16 protein-coding genes are annotated in these 17,423 nt (G+C 68.7%); 5 read left to right on the forward strand and 11 right to left on the reverse strand.

The window, feature by feature from the left end; translation table 11 throughout:
- Positions 1 to 129: 129 nt before the first annotated feature.
- Entirely contained in the window at positions 130 to 2,244 is a 2,115-nt protein-coding gene (locus IG75_RS0103330) for an oxidoreductase (RefSeq protein WP_030519643.1), read from the reverse strand.
- A gap of 48 nt (positions 2,245 to 2,292) precedes the next feature.
- On the reverse strand, positions 2,293 to 2,589 hold the full coding sequence (locus IG75_RS37165; protein WP_051714166.1) for a hypothetical protein: 297 nt from the start codon (positions 2,587 to 2,589) through the stop codon (positions 2,293 to 2,295).
- Positions 2,590 to 2,621: 32 nt separating this feature from the next.
- Between IG75_RS37165 and IG75_RS0103340 the strand changes: the two genes are divergently transcribed.
- Entirely contained in the window at positions 2,622 to 2,858 is a 237-nt protein-coding gene (locus tag IG75_RS0103340; RefSeq protein ID WP_030519645.1) for an alpha/beta fold hydrolase, read from the forward strand.
- A 98-nt stretch (positions 2,859 to 2,956) separates the two neighbouring features.
- Here the strand turns inward: IG75_RS0103340 and IG75_RS0103345 are convergent, their stop codons facing one another.
- Both IG75_RS0103345 and IG75_RS0103350 read right to left on the reverse strand, forming a co-directional pair.
- A complete protein-coding gene (locus IG75_RS0103345) occupies positions 2,957 to 4,921 on the reverse strand; it encodes an APC family permease (RefSeq protein ID WP_081876603.1) in 1,965 nt (654 codons plus the stop codon).
- Positions 4,922 to 5,137: 216 nt separating this feature from the next.
- Positions 5,138 to 6,352, reverse strand: coding sequence for a M20 metallopeptidase family protein (locus IG75_RS0103350; protein WP_030519647.1), 1,215 nt, complete (start codon positions 6,350 to 6,352; stop codon positions 5,138 to 5,140).
- A 51-nt stretch (positions 6,353 to 6,403) separates the two neighbouring features.
- Here IG75_RS0103350 and IG75_RS0103355 point away from each other — a divergent pair, with 51 nt between their 5' ends.
- Entirely contained in the window at positions 6,404 to 7,315 is a 912-nt protein-coding gene (locus IG75_RS0103355; RefSeq protein ID WP_051714168.1) for a dihydrodipicolinate synthase family protein, read from the forward strand.
- Here IG75_RS0103355 and IG75_RS0103360 read toward each other — a convergent pair.
- Genes IG75_RS0103360 through IG75_RS0103375 form a run of 4 tightly spaced genes read right to left on the reverse strand, consistent with a single transcriptional unit; the run spans position 7,291 to position 11,618 of the window.
- Positions 7,291 to 8,193, reverse strand: coding sequence for a Gfo/Idh/MocA family protein (locus tag IG75_RS0103360; protein WP_030519649.1), 903 nt, complete (start codon positions 8,191 to 8,193; stop codon positions 7,291 to 7,293). The two genes, IG75_RS0103355 and IG75_RS0103360, sit on opposite strands and share 25 nt — an antisense overlap.
- A 10-nt stretch (positions 8,194 to 8,203) precedes the next feature.
- Positions 8,204 to 9,529: an MFS transporter gene (locus IG75_RS0103365; RefSeq protein ID WP_036512117.1), complete on the reverse strand. Its 1,326-nt coding sequence runs from the start codon at positions 9,527 to 9,529 to the stop codon at positions 8,204 to 8,206.
- Positions 9,526 to 10,593, reverse strand: a complete 1,068-nt coding sequence (locus IG75_RS0103370; protein ID WP_030519651.1) for a dihydrodipicolinate synthase family protein — start codon at positions 10,591 to 10,593, stop codon at positions 9,526 to 9,528. Before IG75_RS0103370 ends, IG75_RS0103365 begins: the two co-directional genes overlap by 4 nt.
- Entirely contained in the window at positions 10,593 to 11,618 is a 1,026-nt protein-coding gene (locus tag IG75_RS0103375; protein ID WP_210436754.1) for an NAD-dependent epimerase/dehydratase family protein, read from the reverse strand. The genes IG75_RS0103370 and IG75_RS0103375 overlap by 1 nt, the downstream gene beginning before the upstream one ends.
- Positions 11,619 to 11,707: 89 nt before the next feature.
- On the opposite strand from IG75_RS0103375, the gene IG75_RS0103380 reads away from it, so the two are divergent.
- Positions 11,708 to 13,066, forward strand: coding sequence for an L-serine ammonia-lyase (locus IG75_RS0103380; RefSeq protein WP_030519653.1), 1,359 nt, complete (start codon positions 11,708 to 11,710; stop codon positions 13,064 to 13,066).
- A complete protein-coding gene (locus IG75_RS0103385; protein WP_030519654.1) occupies positions 13,050 to 14,300 on the forward strand; it encodes a response regulator in 1,251 nt (416 codons plus the stop codon). The genes IG75_RS0103380 and IG75_RS0103385 overlap by 17 nt, the downstream gene beginning before the upstream one ends.
- Positions 14,301 to 14,377: 77 nt before the next feature.
- Here the strand turns inward: IG75_RS0103385 and ald are convergent, their stop codons facing one another.
- The 3 genes from ald to IG75_RS0103400 all read right to left on the reverse strand — a co-directional run bounded on the left by ald (position 14,378) and on the right by IG75_RS0103400 (position 16,978).
- The gene (ald, locus tag IG75_RS0103390) at positions 14,378 to 15,475 is read right to left on the reverse strand and encodes an alanine dehydrogenase (protein ID WP_030519655.1); all 1,098 of its coding nucleotides are present in this window, start codon (positions 15,473 to 15,475) and stop codon (positions 14,378 to 14,380) included.
- A 308-nt stretch (positions 15,476 to 15,783) separates the two neighbouring features.
- The gene (locus IG75_RS37170) at positions 15,784 to 16,365 is read right to left on the reverse strand and encodes an Rv1733c family protein (RefSeq protein ID WP_051714170.1); all 582 of its coding nucleotides are present in this window, start codon (positions 16,363 to 16,365) and stop codon (positions 15,784 to 15,786) included.
- Between the two features lie 244 nt (positions 16,366 to 16,609).
- The gene (locus IG75_RS0103400) at positions 16,610 to 16,978 is read right to left on the reverse strand and encodes a winged helix-turn-helix transcriptional regulator (RefSeq protein ID WP_030519657.1); all 369 of its coding nucleotides are present in this window, start codon (positions 16,976 to 16,978) and stop codon (positions 16,610 to 16,612) included.
- Positions 16,979 to 17,045: 67 nt separating this feature from the next.
- Between IG75_RS0103400 and IG75_RS0103405 the strand changes: the two genes are divergently transcribed.
- Complete coding sequence (locus IG75_RS0103405) at positions 17,046 to 17,420, forward strand: VOC family protein (protein ID WP_030519658.1); 375 nt, start codon at positions 17,046 to 17,048, stop codon at positions 17,418 to 17,420.
- Positions 17,421 to 17,423: the final 3 nt, after the last annotated feature.

The raw sequence follows: 17,423 nt of genomic DNA on the forward strand, positions 1-17,423 counted from the left end.
CGGCCCGCGTCAGAGCGCGAAACAGCCCATATTCTCGTGCCGGTGACGGAAATGACCGCGCGGTCGTGAGAACAGGGTGGAATCACCCTTTCGGCGCGCGGTCTTCCCGATGAAACGAGTCGCCGGAATTCACAACTCGGTCGCGACTTCCCACGCCGAATGAATCGCACCCTGAATGTAATCGACCTGCGCGGCGTCCCCCACCACATGGATTTCGGGAACCGTCCCCACCAGCGCCTCGGCCAGCGGCGCTCGCGCCGAAACATCGGCGGCGACGACCACCATATCCGCCGGTGTGGCCGACACCCGGTCCCCGACCCGGAACTCGACGTGCGTTTCGGTGATCCGCAGCACCGTGGCACCGCGGTGCAGCTGCACGCCCGCCGCACCCGCGTGGCGAACAGCAGTCCACCGCCGCGGCATCGCCATCGGCACGCCGAGTTGCCGGCCTTCCTCGAGCAACGTCACGTTACGCCTACGTTCGGCCAGGAATTCCGCGAGTTCCAGCCCCACCAGGGACCCACCGATCACGACGACATTCTTGCCGATCGGCAGATACCTGCGGGTGACGGCACGGATCGCGGCCGTACTCTTGGTGATACCGGAGAGTTTGCCCAGTTTGGCGATGGTGCGTAGCAGCGGCGATACCTGCGCGACGTCTCCGGAACCGGTCAGTAGGGCGCGCAGGGTATCGCCGGTGTGCACATGCGGTAGATCGCCACCGGGAACCGCCGGACGCCCGCGCACCGCACCGGTGGCGACGACCACCGCGTCCGGGTTCAGCGCTCTGATCGACGAGACGGTGGCCTCGGAGTTCAAGCGGATATCGATGCCCAGACGTTCGACCTGAACGGTCAGCCACTTCAGCAGTCGCTGGTTGTCGGGCGTGGTGAGGCCGGAGAACCAGAGGGTGCCGCCGAGCCGATCGGACTTGTCGAGCACCGTGACCCGGTGCCCGCGTTCGGCGGCCACCCGGGCGGTCTCGAGTCCGCCCGGGCCCGCGCCGACGACGACAATATGCTTGCGGACGTCGGTGCGCATCAGCGGAAGCAGCGTTTCGTTGCCGAGAGCGGGATTCACCGCACAGAGGGGAGTGTCGTCCCAGAAGTTCTCCTGCACGCACACATAGCAATTGATGCAGGGGCGAACCTGCTGCGGATTTCCCGCTCGCAGCTTGTTCACCAGCTCCGGGTCGGCGAGCAGCTGCCGTCCCATCGCCACGAAATCGGTCGCGCCTTCGGCGATCGCCTTCTCGCCGACCTCCGGGAGTATCCGGCCGACGGCGATCACCGGGATATGCACGGCCTTCTTCACCTCGGCCGCCAGTCCGACATAGGCGCCGACCGCATCGGGCAGCGGACCGTCGGTGAAATTGGAGAACGGGTTGCGACCCCAGCCGGTGATGTGGAGGGCGTCGGCGCCGGCCGCCTCGAACAGCACCGCGGCCGCCACGGCCTCCTCGGTGGTCAGCGCACCTTCCTCGCCGAATTCACGCCCGGCGACGCGTACCAGGATCGCGAGCGAATCGCCGACCTCCGCCGCGACCGCGCGGATCACCTCCACTGCCGCGCGCGCCCGGTTCTCGAGAGATCCGCCGTATTCGTCGGTGCGCTTGTTGTCCGCCCGGCTCAGGAAGCCGCCGAGTACATAGCCGTGCGCGACGTGGATCTCGACCGCGTCCCCGCCGGCGTCGCGCACCCGCGCGGCGGCCGCGGCGAAGCAGCGCACCAGCCAGTCGATATCGTCCTTTGTCGCCTCGTGATAGGTGGCGTGCCTACCGCCGGTGACGGCCCCCAGCTTCTGCAGCTCGCCAGGGGTGTTGTCCGCCAGGGCGGACAGATCGGCGGGGCCGGCCGGTGCCGACGGAACCAGCAGCGGCCGCCCCTGGACGGTATCGATCCGGGCGATCTTGCCGTGGTGCGTCATCTGTACGCACAATTTGCTCCCCGCGGCATGGACGGCGTCGGCCAGAGCTTTCAGCCCGGGGAGGAACCGGTCCTCGGAGAGGCCGGGTTCCTTGGTGCTCGCGCACCCGATGGGGTAGGCGACAGCGCAGGCGCCGGTGATGATCAGCCCGGTCCCCCCCGCCGCACGGGCGGCGAAATGATCGATATCGCCCTGCTCTATCTCGCCGTCGTCGCAGAGGTTCATATCCATCGCCGGCAGGACCACTCGGTTGGCCAGGGACATCGGGCCGATGGTCCCGGGAGCGAGCAGGTGCGGGAAGGTCTGCGTACCGGTCACGAGTAGAAGCTAGATCGCCGCGGCAATCACGTGACGGACCGTTCTCGATCACCGAGACCTGGACCGGATCGCTGGGTCGGTCACGTCGTCGCAGTGTGATCCGGGCGTGGACGGATCGGTCGCCACACTGCGGCCGGTCGGCCGTGCTCGAGGTGCCAGGACCCGCTCACCCATCGCGGCGAGGGCGTCGGCGAGCTGCCCGAGCTGGTCGGTGAGGCCCCGTGCGGGGTCGGCCTGCCAGGCGATGAAGGCGCCGTCGAATCCGGCCATGCCGAAATAGTCGAGTTCGTCGGCGATCGCCTGCGCCGTCTCGGGGCCCTCGGCCGCGAAGGCCTGGGCGATCATGCGACCTGCGCAACTACGTGGCAGGTCTCGCCATGGGGACGCCGGTCCCGGTATGGGTCGACCGGTCGGAACTCGCCGGCATCTCCGCCCCCACCCTGCTGATCCACGGCAGGGACGACCGGGTGGTGTCCTACGAGAACACGCTCCTGCTACTGGCGCATATCCCCCACAGCCGGGCGGTACTGCTCAACCGCTGCGGGCACTGGGCGATGATCGAGCACGCCGACGAGTTCAACCGGCTCGTCGCGGACTTCGTCGCCGCCCACTGAGCAGCCGCCCGTCTCGCGGAGCGCGTGGGCCGATCGGGCCATCGCCGGTAGTGGACCGGGGCGCGGGAACATGACCGGTACCGGACGGCTGCGGCTCGTCACCGGCGGTGCTCGTATCCCGCGCTATTGCCGGGGTATCCGGTGCGCCCGGGTTCGGTGCGGGGCACCGGGCCCGGGCCGAGAGACGGTCGTAGCTGGTAGGGCACGCTGGCGACGACGACCCCGGGTTCGAAATGCAGCCGGGTCTTCAGACGCAGCGCGCTCTGGTTGTGCAGGAGTTGTTCCCACCAGTGTCCGGCGACGTGCTCGGGGATCACGACGGTCACGACATCGCGCGGATAACCGCGGCGGAGTCGGCGGATATAGCCGAGGATCGGACGAGTGATCTCCCGATAGGGCGACTCCACGATCGTCAACGGGATGTCGAAATGCTGCCGCTCCCATGTGTCGCGGAGCCGACGGGCTTCGGGTTCGTCGATGGCGACCGACAGCGCGGTGATCTGGTCGGGACGGATGAGCTCGGCGTAGCCGAGGGCGAATACGGTGGGTTGGTTGACCTGGGAGACCAGCACGATGGCATGGTTGCGGCTGGGCTGGACGAGTTCGGCGTGCTCGGGCACCGACATCGCCTCACCGACCCGGCGGTAGTGGACGTTGATCGCCTTCATCATCGCGTACAGCACCACCATGGCGATGATCGCGAGGTAGGCGCCGCCGACGAACTTGTAGCGGATGACGACGATCAGGACGAGTCCGGTGGTCACCGCGCCGGTGAGGTTGATCAGTTGGGACCGGCGCATGCGGGTGCGGGTCACCGGCTCGGAGGTCTGCGCGAGAAGGCGTTTCCAGTGGCGGACCATACCGGTCTGGCTCAGCGTGAACGAGGTGAACACCCCGACGATGTAGAGCTGGATCAGCTTGTCGATATTGGCGTCGAAACCGATGATCAACACGACCGCGAAGCCCGCGAGCAGGAGCACGCCGTTGGAATAGACGAGCCGGTCACCGCGGTGGTACAGCTGCCGTGGCAGGTAGCGGTTCCGCGCCAGGATCGAGGCCAGCACGGGGAACCCGTTGAATGCGGTATTGGCGGCCAGGATGAGTATCGCCGCGGTCGAGAGCTGGAAGAACAGGAACGCTATCGAATTCGATCCCCAGATTCCGGCACCGAGCTGGCTGATCACCGACGGGAAACCGTCGGGATAGGCCCGGGCGTGCATTTTCGCTGCCAGAACGGTGAGACCGGTGAACATGGCGATCGCCAGCACACCCATGATCGTCAAGGTGGTGGCCGCGTTGCGGGCTCGGGGCGGGCGGAAAGAGGGGATGCCGTTGCTGATCGCCTCGACACCGGTCAGCGCGGTGCAGCCCGACGCGAATGCCCGCAGCGCCAACAACAGGGTCAGGTATCCACCGGTCGCTTCATGGGCGATCAGCTGCTCACCGGCCCCTGACGCGAGCGGGATGCCGAGGCCGAGAACGTCCCGGACGGCCGCGGTGGCGAGCAGCAGGAAAACCAGCGCGATGAATGCATAGGTGGGTGCGGCGAACGCCTTCCCGCTCTCCTTCACCCCGCGGAGGTTGCCCACGGCCAGGACGAGCACACCGCCGGCCGCGAGCTCGACGGCATACGGCTGCAGAGCCGGAAATCGCGAGGTGATGGCGAGAACCCCGGCCACCACGGACACGGTCACGGTCATCACGTAGTCGACGAGCAGGGCGGCGGCAGCGGTCAGCGCGGCCTTCTCCCCGAGGTTGTCCATGCTGACCACGAATGCCCCGCCGCCACCGGGATAGGCGTGGCACGTCTGACGGTAGGAGAGCACGACCACAGCCAGCAGTACCCCCACTGCCACCGAAACAGGTGCGGCCAGCCCCAGGTAGGTGACACCGCCGAGACCTACTATCAGCAGGATCTGCTCGGTGGCGTAGGCCACCGACGAGATCGGATCGGAGCAGAACACCGGCAGGGCCACCCACTTGGGCAGCAGTTGCCCCCGCTCGCGTTCGGTACGTAACGCGGGCCCTACCAGCAGTCGCTTGACGACGCCGACAACGGCCACTTCTGAAGCATAGGTCCGCACGGCACCGGCCAATAGAGTCCCGGGGCCCCACTTCGCCGGGGCCCGCCGCACCGGCGGGGCGTCGGTGCGACCGGTGAGCGGGCGGCCTGTCCGCGCGACGGCTGCGATACGCCGGCGCGAACCCCGGGCCGCGCTGCTGCGCACGCCCGCCGCCGTAAACCTCGCAGTCGTCTTCCCGCTGCTCCCGCCGGAACGCTATGCGCGGCTGCCGACGGGCGAGCCGGTGGCGAGCGCGTCCAGCCGGGCGATCGCCCATTCGGTTTCGAAGCGGATCCCGCGTTCGATCACGGCATCGTCGAACACGGCGAACGGTGAATGGTTCGACGGTGCCGATGCGGGATCACGGCCGGGCGGACAGGCGCCGAGCAGGACGAACGCGCCGGGTACTCGATCGAGGAACCAGGAGAAATCCTCGGAGGCGGTACACGGATGTTCCATCACCTCGACCCCGGAATCTCCGTATAACCGCCGAGCCGCGGCGATCGCGAAATCGGCCTCGGCCTCCGTGCTGACGGTCGGGATCGCGACCTCGATCAGTTCGGTTTCCGCCTCGACTCCGTGGGTGGCGGCCACACCGTCGGCCACCCGGGTGACCAGGGCCCGCAGGCGCGCCGAATCCGCCGCGGTGAACGCGCGGGCCGTACCGCTGAGCTGCGCGGTATCCGGGATGACATTACCGCTGTGACCACCACTGATCTGCCCGACCGTGGCAACGACGGGGGTCAGCATCCCGAACGTGCGGGTAATCGCCGTCTGGAGCGCGGAAACGAAATTCGCGGCGGCGACGATCGGGTCGCGGGCCGTCTGCGGCGCCGAACCGTGTCCACCACTACCGGCGAACGAGACGGTGAACGTATTCGAACCCGACATCATCGGACCGCGGCGCATTCCGAAGACACCGTGCGGCAGATCGTAGGAGAACACGTGCAGGCCCAGCGCGGCATCCACCGGACGGCCCGCCGCGTCCAGTACGCCCTCCGCCAGCATCGCCAGCGCCCCGCCCCAGTTCTCCTCCCCGGGCTGGAATACGAAGACCACGTCCCCGGTCAGTTCGTCCCGCCGGGCGGCGAGCCGGTGCGCGGCGCCCACCAGAATGGCCATGTGCAGGTCGTGCCCGCAGGCATGCATGGCACCGTTGCCGGAGGCGTATGCCAAACCGGTCGACTCGGTGACCGGGAGCGCGTCCATATCGGACCGGATCAGGACCACCGGACGCGGGCCGCCGGACACCGCGCCACCACGTAAGACCGCCGTGACCGAGGTGGTGGCGGTCCCGGTGGACACCTCCAGACCGAGTCCGTCGAGCGCGCGCAAGATGCGCGCCTGGGTCCACGGCAGGTCGAGCCCGACCTCCGGGTTGCGGTGCAGCTCGCGCCGCAACAGGATCGCATCGGCAAACGAAACGGTCATCGGTCACTCCTGTTCGGGGACGATCGGTCCGGTATGGATAGGGTTGGCGGCATGGAGTGGTTCGGACAAGCACGCGACTGGGCCGCCGGAGCACGTGGTCGCCTGTACGCGGCGCCGGCCACACCGTTCGATTCCGTGGGCCGGGCGCGACCGGAGTTCGCGGAGAACTATTTCGGCGCGCTCGTCGCTGCCGGAGCCGACGGGCTGGCGATCGCCGCGCACACCGGTCGCGGCCCACATCTGTCCGCCGGGGTGCGTACGGAACTGATCGGCGCGGCCCGCCGGGCGGGCGCCGCGACCGTCGCCGGTGCGGTGACCGCCGAGGAGGTCCGGGTGGCCGCGGCGGCCGGTGCCGAAGCAGTACTGGTGTTTCCGGCACCGGGCGACGCCGGAGCGGTGCGCCGCCACCTCGACCGCCTGTGGGAAGCCGGCGGTCTGCCACTGATCGGATTCGACCTCTACACCGCGCCGTACCGGGACGATGTCTTCGCCGCCGTCGTCACCCACCCGGCGGTGGCCGCGGTGAAACTTGCCCGGCTGTCCGACGCGATCGCCTGCCAGGACCGGATCGCGCTGGTTCGAGAGCACGGCAAACTCGCTGTCACCGGCGAAGACCGGATGTTCGGCGCTTCGCTCACCTGGGGTGCCGAGGCCGCACTCGTCGGGATCGCGGCGGCCGCGGTCGGGATCACTCGCGCGGTACTCGACACCTTCACCGGGAACGATCTGCCCGCGTTCCTGGCGGCCACCCGGCGGCTCGATACCCTCGCGGCCACGACGTTCCGGGAGCCGATGGACGGCTACGTGCAGCGCATGGCCTGGATCGCCGGAGCCGAGGGATCGCTGCCCGGTGAATTGCTCACCGATCCCTACGCGCCGGCGCTCGCGGACGACGAGCGTGAGCAGGTGCTGAGCGTCCATCGGGCGCTCACGACCGTTCAGTCGCCGGTCCGCGCCAACTGAGCGGCCCTGAGCGTGGTCCGCACCACGGCCCGGCTCCGCGCCCACGGCACCGGGGGCGGCGCGCCCTCGGCCATGGCCAGCACCGCCCGGAGGCAGTCGAGATAGCCGAGATCGTCCGGATGCTCGAGCGATGCCCGCCGGATCCCGGACTCGGTGTGCACGACCACCTCGTACCACTCCCCGGTGCCCGCTCCGACGATATCTACGCTCACCGGGACTCCTCCCGCCGCGACGGCGTGCAGCGCGACGGTGTTCTCCGAGATCGTGGCGCTGTCCGGGATCCGGGCGGCCACCCCGCCCAGCGGCGTGGCCTCCCGCCCCAGCACCGAGTCGAGCATTTCCCACGCGTGCAATCCCATCGATACGGCGGTACCGCCCCCGTCGGCCGGATCGTCCTGCCAGCGGCGGGCGGCGGTGGTGAACGCGTCGATGCCGTGCCGCACCGAGATATGCGCGGCGATCGGTTCCTCGCCGGCGAGTTCCGCGGCCAGCGTCCGGATCCCGGGTGCGAATCTGAGCACCGAGCTGGTGAGGAATCGGGCGGACCGGTCGCCGACCGCGGCGTCCAGCGCGGCCAGTCCGGCCATATCGGCCGCCGGAACCTTGTTGAGGAAGCAGGCGACACCGCGGTCGAGCACCGCCGCCACCACCGGGGCGATCCGATGTGGCCGCGGCGTCACGATCACGACATCCGGTTTCCGGTCCAGGAGGGCTGCCAGGCTCTCGTATGTGGTCGCCTGCCACTCGCGGGCGAAGTCCGCGCGCCGGGAGTGGTCGTCGGGATCCCAGACGGCCAGTTCGTCCACCCCGAGCATCCGCGCGTTGCGCGCGTCGCTGAAGGGATGCGAATGGGCCACGCCGGCGAAACCGATGCGCATACGATCTCCCTCACTTCATATCGACGTCCCGAGTCTCCGGACTGAGCACGGCACCGACGACGGTCAGGAGTCCACCGAAACACAGCAGCGCCACCGCCGTGTACGGCAACGGCATGAAGGCCGACAGTCCGCTCTGGATATAGGCGTAGAAGGCGGGGATCACCATCCCGAGTGAATAGCCGAGGCCGTACCCCGACGCCCGGACGCCCAGGGTGAACCGCTCGGTCAGATAGGTCGTCAGACAACCCCACGGCACGCTGATCAGGACCGTCACCGAGATCAGCAGTAGCAGAACCGTGCCGAAGCTGTGGACGGACCCGGAGGCGATGAAGGTGTACGGCACCGGGGCGACGAACAGGCACAGCAACCCGCCGGTGATGAGCATCGGCCTCCGGCCCACCTTCTGCGACAGCAGACCACTGCCCATGTACACCGCCACCACGATCGCGTTCGCGATGACCAGCGCCAGCGTGGTGGCGTTCGGGCTCAGTTCGGCTTCGCTCTTCATCAGGCCGGGCAGGACGGTGGTGAGCATATAGCTGGTGAACCACAGGCCGGTGGTCAGCACGAATACCTGCAGGAAGTCGCGGCCGGACCGGCCCTTGAACAGTTCCAGCAGCGGAGTCTTCACCTTCTCCGACTGTTGCCATTCGTCGCTGTCCTCCACATTGCGCGCATACCAGATCGCGAAACCGACCGACAGCACCGCGCCCACGAAGAACGGGATCCGCCAGCCCCACTGGACGTAGGCGGAGTCGATACCCTGGGCCGGCATGATCTGCAGGAGGCCGAGGGTGATCAGCGCGATCGAACAGTAGGCCAGTGGGAAGCCGGTGGAGATGATGGCGCCGTTGAGGCCGCGGCGTTCCTTCGCGCTCTGTTCCAGGGCGGTAGGGGTGGCGGAGGTGTATTCGCCGCCGAGGAACACTCCGTCGATGAAGCGCAGCGCGATCAGCAGGATCACCGCGAGGATGCCGATCTGCTGGTAGCCGGGGAGTAGGCCGATCGCCATGGTGGTCACACCGAAACCGGTCACCGAGACGACGGTGATCCGGCGCCGCCCGAATTTGTCGGCCAGGTGGCCGAACAGCATCGCGCCCAGTGGCCGGCCGATCAGCGTCGCGGCGAACACCGACCCGTTGATGAGAGCGGTGGTCCCCGCCGATACCCCGGTCGCCTGGAAGTACACCGAGGCCGGGGCCAGCACGATCACCGGGAGATAGATATCGAAGAGGTCGACGTAGAAGCCGAGCCAGGCCCCGAATACCGCCTTCTTCGCCCGGCTGCCCTTCTCGGCGCCCGGTAACGCGGGCGCCTCGACTGCGGTCGATCTCATGACATCCATCCTTCTGATCCGGCGGCGATGAAGCCGTCCTCGGCGCGCAACCATTCGTACGCGTCGGAGATTCGGGTGAGTTCGGCGGCCTGGCCGTCGGAGAGGCCTTCGTCGGGGTCGAGACACCAGGTGCCCGCGAGCAGTCCTTGGCGCCGCAGCACTTCGTGTACCCCCGCGATCACCCCGGCGAAGTTGTTGCGCACATCGAAGACCGCCGCATTGGCGTCGGTGACCGCCGCCGCCAGCGACAGTGCCCGTGTCCGCGCCGACTCGTCGCCCGCCCACGCCTGCGCGACGAGTTCGTGCAGCTGTACCGCGGCCCGGGTCCACACCGCCCAGTGACCGAGCAGACCGCCGACGAAACGGCGGGAGACCGGGCCGCCCGGGCCGGGCAGGTCGTAGGGGGTCAGCAGGTCGGCGACGATATTGTCGTCGTTACCGGTATAGAGCGCGACCTGATCACCGCGCGCGGAGTCGACGATGCCCTGAACCAAGTCGAGTGTGCGGTAGCGGTCGAACGGGGCCGCCTTCACCGCGATGGTGGATTCCTGGTCGGCCAGCCGCCGCCAGTACTCCCGCGGCAGGTAGCGGCCGCCGACCGCTTCCTGGAGATAGAACCCGATCACCGGCAGGACCTCGCCGACCGCGGCGGAGCGGTCGAGCAGATAGTCGAGGTCCCGGTCGGTGAGACCGCCGGGGGAGACGAGCACCGCGCCGTATCCGAGTTCACGGGCCAGTTCTGCCTCGGCCACGGCCTGGCCGGTGGGTCCGGCGACACCGGCGATGCGCAGGAATGGGCGGTCGCCGACCCGTGTGTCGAGTTCGGCTGCCGCGAGTTCGAGAACGGGCCGGAGCAGACCGATCTCGGGCCGGCGGATCTCGAACTGTGTGGTGTGCACGGCGACCGCGAGCCCGCCGGCGCCCGCGTCGACGTAGTAGCGGGTGAGCGCGCGCTGACGGCGTTCGTCGAGACGGCGGGTGCTGTCGAGGGCGAGCGGGTGGGCCGGGATGACGGTGCCCCGATGCAGCAGGGCGTGCTCGGCCGCGGATAACTGCCCGCGCATCAGAACTTCCCGTCGCGTCGCTCGAACTTGGTGGGCTTGTTCCACAGCTGTCCGCCCGTGCGGATCCAGGCGGCCTGCATCCGGATCAGTTCGCCCAGGGTGCGGTCGGGATAGCCGAAGAGGGCGTGGCATTTGGCGGCATTGCTGAGCAGGCTTGTCTCTCCTTCCATGCCGGTGAAGACCGGTGTGGCGCCGAGCTCTTCGCCGAGCCGGGTCGCGATACCGCGCACCGAAGCAGTTTCCGGACCGGTCAGATTGAGCACGAAGGGGCTCGTGTCGGCATGGCCGAGCGTGCGCAGCACGACTTCGTTGGTGTAGCGCTGCCACACCACGTTCACGGCGCCGATCGACAGGTCGACGGGCTCGCCCGCGTGCACCCGGCGCGCGATATCGGAGACCACGCCGTAGCGCGGTTCGCACGCGTAGTTGAGCCGGACCAGCGCGACATGGGTGCCTCGGGTGCGCGCGCCGTGGGTGAAGACCTGTTCCCGGCCGCGGCATGTGATGGCGTACTCGCCGACCGGTCCGGTTTCGTCGGTCTCTACCGGGCCACCCGTCATCGGGGAGCTCAGCGGATAGACATTGCCGGTCGACAACGCGGTGATCCGCGAGTGTGCGTAACGGCGCGCGACGTAGGCGGGCAGCACGGTGTTGGTCATCCAGGCTTCGTCGGTATTGGTGGCGGTCCCGAATTTCGCGCCCACCAGGAAGACCACGTTGCTCGCGTCCGGAAGCGCGTCCACCGCCGCCGGATCCGATAAATCGGTCGTGACCGTATCTACTCCGGTTGCTTCGATTCGCGCCCTGGACCCCTCATCGGTCCAGCGCGACGCGGCCAGCACCCGCACCTCCTTGCGCCCTGCCTCGTCCAGGGCGCGACGCGCCATGGTGGCGATTCCGGTCCCGATTTTCCCGCCCGCGCCCAGGACGATCACATCGCCCTCCCACGCGGCGGCTTCGGCGACCAGCCCCGCGCCCGGTCGGCCGAGCTCCCGCTCGAGCTCCTTCTCCTCCGCGAACATCAATCGGCCCTTCTTCGAATGGACTATTTCGGTCAGGACCGTAATAATGGGGGACTGTCGGGCAAAGCGCAATAGGAAGGAGTCGCCGGACCGTGACCGTGAGCGTGTTCGACCTGTTCTCGATCGGTATCGGGCCGTCGAGTTCACACACCGTGGGACCCATGCGGGCCGCGGGTATGTTCGTCGCCGGATTCGGGACGAGCGCGGGCCGCACGCGGATCCGCCGGATCCACGTCCTGCTGTGCGGTTCGCTCGGCGCGACCGGCCGCGGGCACGGCTCGGATACGGCGGTGATCGCCGGCCTCCACGGGGCCGATCCGGAAACCGTCGACCCCCGGCAACCCGCCCGGCTGCACGCGGCGGTCACCGCGACCGGCCTGCTCGACCTGCCCGGCGGGCATACGATCCCGTTCACCGACACGGACCTGGTGCTCGACGGCTCGATCCGGCACCCCGGCCACCCCAATGCCATGACCTTCACCGCCGATCTCATCGACGGCACCCGGTGCGAGCGGACCTACTTCTCGATCGGCGGTGGATTCGTCACCGAAGCCGCGGCGCCGCCCGCGCCGCCGGCCGCGGTCGTCGTGCCCCATCCGTTCCGGTCCGGTGCCGAACTGTTCGCCCGGACGGCCGAAACCGGTCTGCCCGTCAGCGCACTGGTGCTGGCCAACGAACGAGCGCTGCGACCGGATGCCGATACCGCCGCGGACCTGGACCGCATCTGGTCGGCCATGCGCGACTGTGTGGCCGCGGGCCTGCGGACCGATGGGCGGCTACCCGGGCCGATGGCCGTCCGCCGCCGCGCCCCGGATCTGGCCCGCCGGCTCGCCACGTCCGGAGCCTGCGGCGATCCGCTGCACCGGCTGGACTGGGTGAACGCCTATGCCATGGCCGTGAACGAGGAGAACGCCGCCGGGGGCCGCGTCGTCACCGCTCCCACCAACGGCGCGGCCGGTATCGTTCCCGCGGTACTGCACTACTACGACCGCTTCGTCCCGGGTGCCGATGCGGCGGGGATCCGGCGTTTCCTGCTGACCGCCGCCGCGATCGGCGCACTGTACAAGGGCAATGCCTCGATCTCCGGCGCGGAGGTCGGCTGTCAGGGGGAGGTCGGGTCGGCGTGTTCGATGGCCGCCGGCGCCCTGTGTGAGGTGCTCGGCGGTACGCCGGCTCAGGTCGAGAACGCCGCCGAGATCGCGATGGAACACAACCTCGGACTCACCTGCGACCCGGTCGGCGGATTCGTCCAGATCCCGTGTATCGAACGCAACGCGGTCGGCGCCGTCCAGGCCATCAATGCCGCGCGGATCGCCCTGGCCGGTGACGGCACACATCGGGTCAGCCTGGACACTGTCATCGAGACAATGCGCGAGACTGGAGCGGACATGCAGTCCAAGTACAAGGAAACATCGATGGGGGGCCTCGCCGTCAATGTCGTCGAATGCTGAGCACGCCTACCGGATCGGTGTGGTCGGACCCTCGGATCTGGTCTCCCTGGTCAAACGTGTTGCCGCCCTGGAATTCACCGATCATCGCGTCGTACCGCTGACCTACCGCAACGAGGCACAGGCGGTGGAGGTGATATCGGCCCGCCCCGACGTGGACGCCCTGCTGTTCACCGGTGTCATCCCCTACACACTCGCCCACGCCGCGGGAGTGCTCACGGAACCGGCCGCCTATATCGACTACACCGGAGCGACTCTCTACGGCGCCCTGGTGGAGCTGATGTCGGCCGGACACGACCCGGCGCGTATCTCCATCGATACGCTGGCCCGCCCGCTGGTGGTCGAGAGCCTGTCCCATGTCGGGATCGCCACCGCCGAGATCGCCACCGCCGAGTATCGCCGGGGTACCGATGTGCGGCGCTTCGCGCAGTTCCACCGCGACCACGCCCGCACCCGGCCGGGGGCGGTCGCCATCACCTGTGTCCGGTCGGTGTACGACCTGATCCGCGACGACGTCTACACGATCCGCCTGGCTCCCGCGATCGCCTCCGTCCGCACCGCGCTCGAAACGGTGACGATGGAACTCGCGGGCCGGATCTCCTCCGATGCCCAGGTTGTCCTCGGCATGATCGAACTACCCGAACCGGACGACCGGCTCGCCGCCGATATCCGCGCGCTGGCCGGCAGCCTGTTCCCGGTGGGTCCGGCGAGCTATGTACTGGTCAGCACCCGCGGTGTGCTGGCCCAGCACACCTGTGACTGGACCGTCATGCCGTTGCTCGAACAACTCGCGCAACGGCACCACTGGGTGCGGATCGGGCTCGGCGTGGGCCGGTCCGCCGCCGACGCCGAGGCGCTCGCCCGGCGAGCGGTCGAACGGTGCCGTACCGCAGGACCGTTCACCGCGATCGTCTCGGTGGGCTCCGGCCGCGATTTCGTGATAACCGAGACGGAGTCCGATCCCACCCGGGCCGAGGAACCGGTGAGCCTGCACGTCGCCGCCCACCGGGCGGGCCTCTCCCGGGCGACACTGGTCAAACTCGAGGCCGCGGTCGCCGCCCATCCCGGCGGCGAGGTCACCGCGGCGGATATCGCCACCGCGCTGGGCATCGAACGGCGTTCGGCGCGAAGGACATTGAAACAGCTCGAACGGTCGGGTCTGGCGCAACCGGTCGGCACGGTCGGCAGTGGCGCCGGGCGGCCGGCGGTGCGCTACGCGGTGCGGTTGGAGTCGTAACGGCACGCGGGGAAGCCGGATTCTGTGTCGAGTGCGGCCGTCTCGGGCCGTCATCGGCCGAGGCCCGGGCAGCCGGCTCAGAGCGCGACGAACTCGTAACCGTGCGCGGCGGCCACTTCTTCGGAGAACAGGCGCCCGCGATCCGTGCTCAGCCCGGAGGAGAGCCCGGCATCGTCGGCCACCGCGCGCTGCCAGCCCTTGTCGGCCAGGGCGACGACGTAGGGCAGGGTGGCGTTCGTCAGAGCGTTCGTCGATGTGTTCGGAACGGCGCCGGGCATATTCGCCACGCAGTAGAACAACGAGTTGTGTACCCGGTAGGTCGGTTCGGCGTGCGTGGTCGGCCGGGAGTCCTCGAAGCAGCCACCCTGGTCGATGGCGACGTCGACCAGGACCGATCCGGGTTTCATGCGCGCCACCAGGCCGTTCGGCACGAGCGTGGGAGCCTTCGCGCCGGGTACCAGGACCGCTCCGATGACGAGATCGGCACGCAGGACCGCCTGCTCGATCGCGTAGGCATTGGAGGTGACCGTCTCGACCTGTCCGCCGTAGCGCGCGTCGATATCCCGGAGCCGATCCAGGGAGAGGTCGAGAACGGTCACATGCGCGCGCATCCCGGATGCCACCGCGATCGCGTTGCTTCCGGCGACGCCGGCGCCGATCACCACGACTTCGGCGGGCCGGACGCCGGGGACCCCGCCCATCAGGACTCCGCGGCCACCGGTCGGTTTCAGCAGATGGTAGGCCCCGGCCTGCGCCGACAACCGGCCGGCCACCTCGCTCATCGGCGCCAGCAGCGGCAGGGACGTCCCGGCGGTCACGGTCTCGTAGGCGATCGCCGTGGTGCCGGAGGCCAGCAGCGCGTCGGTGCAGGATTTCGAGGCCGCCAGATGCAGGAAGGTGAACAGCACCTGGTTCGCGCGCAGCAGCGAATATTCTTCCGTCACGGGTTCTTTCACCTTGAGGAGCAGATCGGCGGTTCGCCATACCTCCTCGGCGGTGCTCGCGATCTGGGCGCCGACGGCCGTGAAGTCGTCGTCGGAGAACGAGGAACCGATGCCCGCACCCGCCTCGATCACGACGGTATGGCCACGGCGAACGAGTTCGTGTGCGCCCGCGGGCGTGATCGCGACACGGTATTCGTGCGTTTTGAGCTCGCGGGGAACCCCGATCTTCACTGGGCCGGCTCCATCGCGGTGTGCGTCACGGCAGAAGGACCCGGCAGCGTGTCACGCGCTTCTGTCACGGAGACTCCTCCTTGTTGTGTGTCGGACATACGGAATGGAACAGTCACACTTCCTGACGGTGAAACCGGAAGCCATGATGCCCTTCGTCCACTGTCGGTCGTGAGCTCGTGGATCCGCGGCCCGGAGTGCGCAACCGAACTGTTATCCGGCTATTGCGCACCGTGCGCCCGAAATAGGTGAGTTGTCGCGGTCGTGCGCTCGGTACCGGACCTATGGCAACAGCTGTCCGACCCGGGAACTCAGAAGCCGGCGTGGAGGCGAGCCCAGTCGATCTCCCATTGCTCCATTCGGCGCAAACGGATGCGGTGGGCGATCCACGCTGCCGGAAGGCAGTAGAGCAGGACCGGCGCACTCCAGGCGAACAGTCCGACGAGGGCAGAGTCGAACAGGACCGACGAATCGTTCGGAGGTGCCGTGGTGTACGCCCCGTTCCGCTCCACCCAGATCTCGACGACCTCACCTCGGCGATACCCGGCCGGGGCGTACACGTGGCCGGTGTGCTGTGCGCCGGCGGCGAACCAGGTGGCCGGGACGGTGGGGTACAGGTCGTATTCGCTGGGGGTGGGCGCGGTGTCCAGGAGCGTCGCGGGTACGCGGGACCGTTCGACCGCCGCTGCGGCAGCGGATTCGCTCAGTCCTCGATGCGCGTGGATCCCGACCGCCGCCGCGATCGGGAGCGCCGAGCCGGTGACGAGCAGCGCACCGCATACGAGCCAGGCGAGGAGGCGGTCTCCGGGGCGCAGGAGTGGACTGTCGCGCCACGGACGCAGGTTCCACAGCCGTGTGGTGGCGGTCGGGTATCGGCTCGGTGGGGAAATCATTGTTCTGTCCGGGAGAAGAAATCGGGTTGACAAGGTTTCTCTCCGATCATCTCAGGCCGCGCCCGGGATATCGGTGTCCGAAGCCTGTGATACGCCTCATGTATCGCCGCTCACCGCCGGACGGGTTCCGCGAGGCGAGCAGCCGGAGGGCCACCGGGCGCCCCGGTCGTCCTCGCTGTCGATACCTGTGTGACCGAGCGGCCCGGCAGCCGCACGCTGCCCGGGTGGCTTCGGACGGCCGGGGTCATGTGGAGGGTTCCCTTCGATGCGCGGGTGCCTCGAGCAGCCGGTCGAGGTGGGTACGCGACCAATCGCACAGCGTATGGATCGTGGTCACGAGCCGCGTTCCGGCCGCGGTGAGGGAGTAGTCGACGTGAGGATTGGCGGTGCCGTGGTCGTAGCGGGCTATCAGGCCGTGGTTTTCGAGTTCCCGGAGAGTTTGGGTGAGCATCTTGTAGCTGATGCCGTCGACCGCGCGGTGCAGCGCCCGGAAACGGTGGTGGCCCGCCCCGATCTCCTCCATGACCCGGAGGCCCCATTTCGTCGACACCGCGGCGAATACCCGCAGGGCGATATCACGAGCGCGCTGCTCTTCGTCGTCGTCGCCGGACATCGGGAACCACCGCTCACCTTCGAGTGCGTACTGCTGCCGCCGGTCGCTTCACCGTAGCGTCTCGACCATGCAGATCCTGAAGACCTACGCCCGTTTGTTCGTCGCCGACCTCGACACCGCGCTGCCGCTCTACGAGGGCATCGTCGGCGCCCCGGCGGATCTGCGATTCGGGTTCGAGCAGGCGGAGCTCGCGGCAGTCGGCGATTTTCTGCTCATCGCCTGCCCGCCCGACCATGTCGACCGCTATCGCTCGACAGTCGGGCCGGTGATCGTCGACGACCTCGACCGGTCGATCGCTCGGCTCACGGCCGCCGCGGCCGTCGTGACCGGGGGGCCGTTCACGAGCGCAACCGGCCGCTTCGCCTATCTTCGCCATCCCGACGGGGCCGACGTCGAGTACGTCGAATGGTCATCAGCGGTACGGGCCCGCGTGCTCGGTTGAACT

It is taken from the genome of Nocardia rhamnosiphila NBRC 108938, from assembly GCF_000720425.1.
In the GTDB taxonomy this organism is placed as follows: domain Bacteria; phylum Actinomycetota; class Actinomycetes; order Mycobacteriales; family Mycobacteriaceae; genus Nocardia; species Nocardia rhamnosiphila.

Coding starts and splice junctions, on each gene's coding strand:
- IG75_RS37165 (WP_051714166.1), bottom strand. CDS start 2,589: ATGATCGCCCAGGCCTTCGCGGCCGAGGGCCCCGAGACGGCGCAGGCG.
- IG75_RS0103340 (WP_030519645.1), top strand. CDS start 2,622: ATGGGGACGCCGGTCCCGGTATGGGTCGACCGGTCGGAACTCGCCGGC.
- IG75_RS0103350 (WP_030519647.1), bottom strand. CDS start 6,352: ATGACCGTTTCGTTTGCCGATGCGATCCTGTTGCGGCGCGAGCTGCAC.
- IG75_RS0103355 (WP_051714168.1), top strand. CDS start 6,404: ATGGAGTGGTTCGGACAAGCACGCGACTGGGCCGCCGGAGCACGTGGT.
- IG75_RS0103360 (WP_030519649.1), bottom strand. CDS start 8,193: ATGCGCATCGGTTTCGCCGGCGTGGCCCATTCGCATCCCTTCAGCGAC.
- IG75_RS0103365 (WP_036512117.1), bottom strand. CDS start 9,529: ATGAGATCGACCGCAGTCGAGGCGCCCGCGTTACCGGGCGCCGAGAAG.
- IG75_RS0103370 (WP_030519651.1), bottom strand. CDS start 10,593: ATGCGCGGGCAGTTATCCGCGGCCGAGCACGCCCTGCTGCATCGGGGC.
- IG75_RS0103385 (WP_030519654.1), top strand. CDS start 13,050: ATGTCGTCGAATGCTGAGCACGCCTACCGGATCGGTGTGGTCGGACCC.
- IG75_RS37170 (WP_051714170.1), bottom strand. CDS start 16,365: ATGATTTCCCCACCGAGCCGATACCCGACCGCCACCACACGGCTGTGG.
- IG75_RS0103400 (WP_030519657.1), bottom strand. CDS start 16,978: ATGTCCGGCGACGACGACGAAGAGCAGCGCGCTCGTGATATCGCCCTG.
- IG75_RS0103405 (WP_030519658.1), top strand. CDS start 17,046: ATGCAGATCCTGAAGACCTACGCCCGTTTGTTCGTCGCCGACCTCGAC.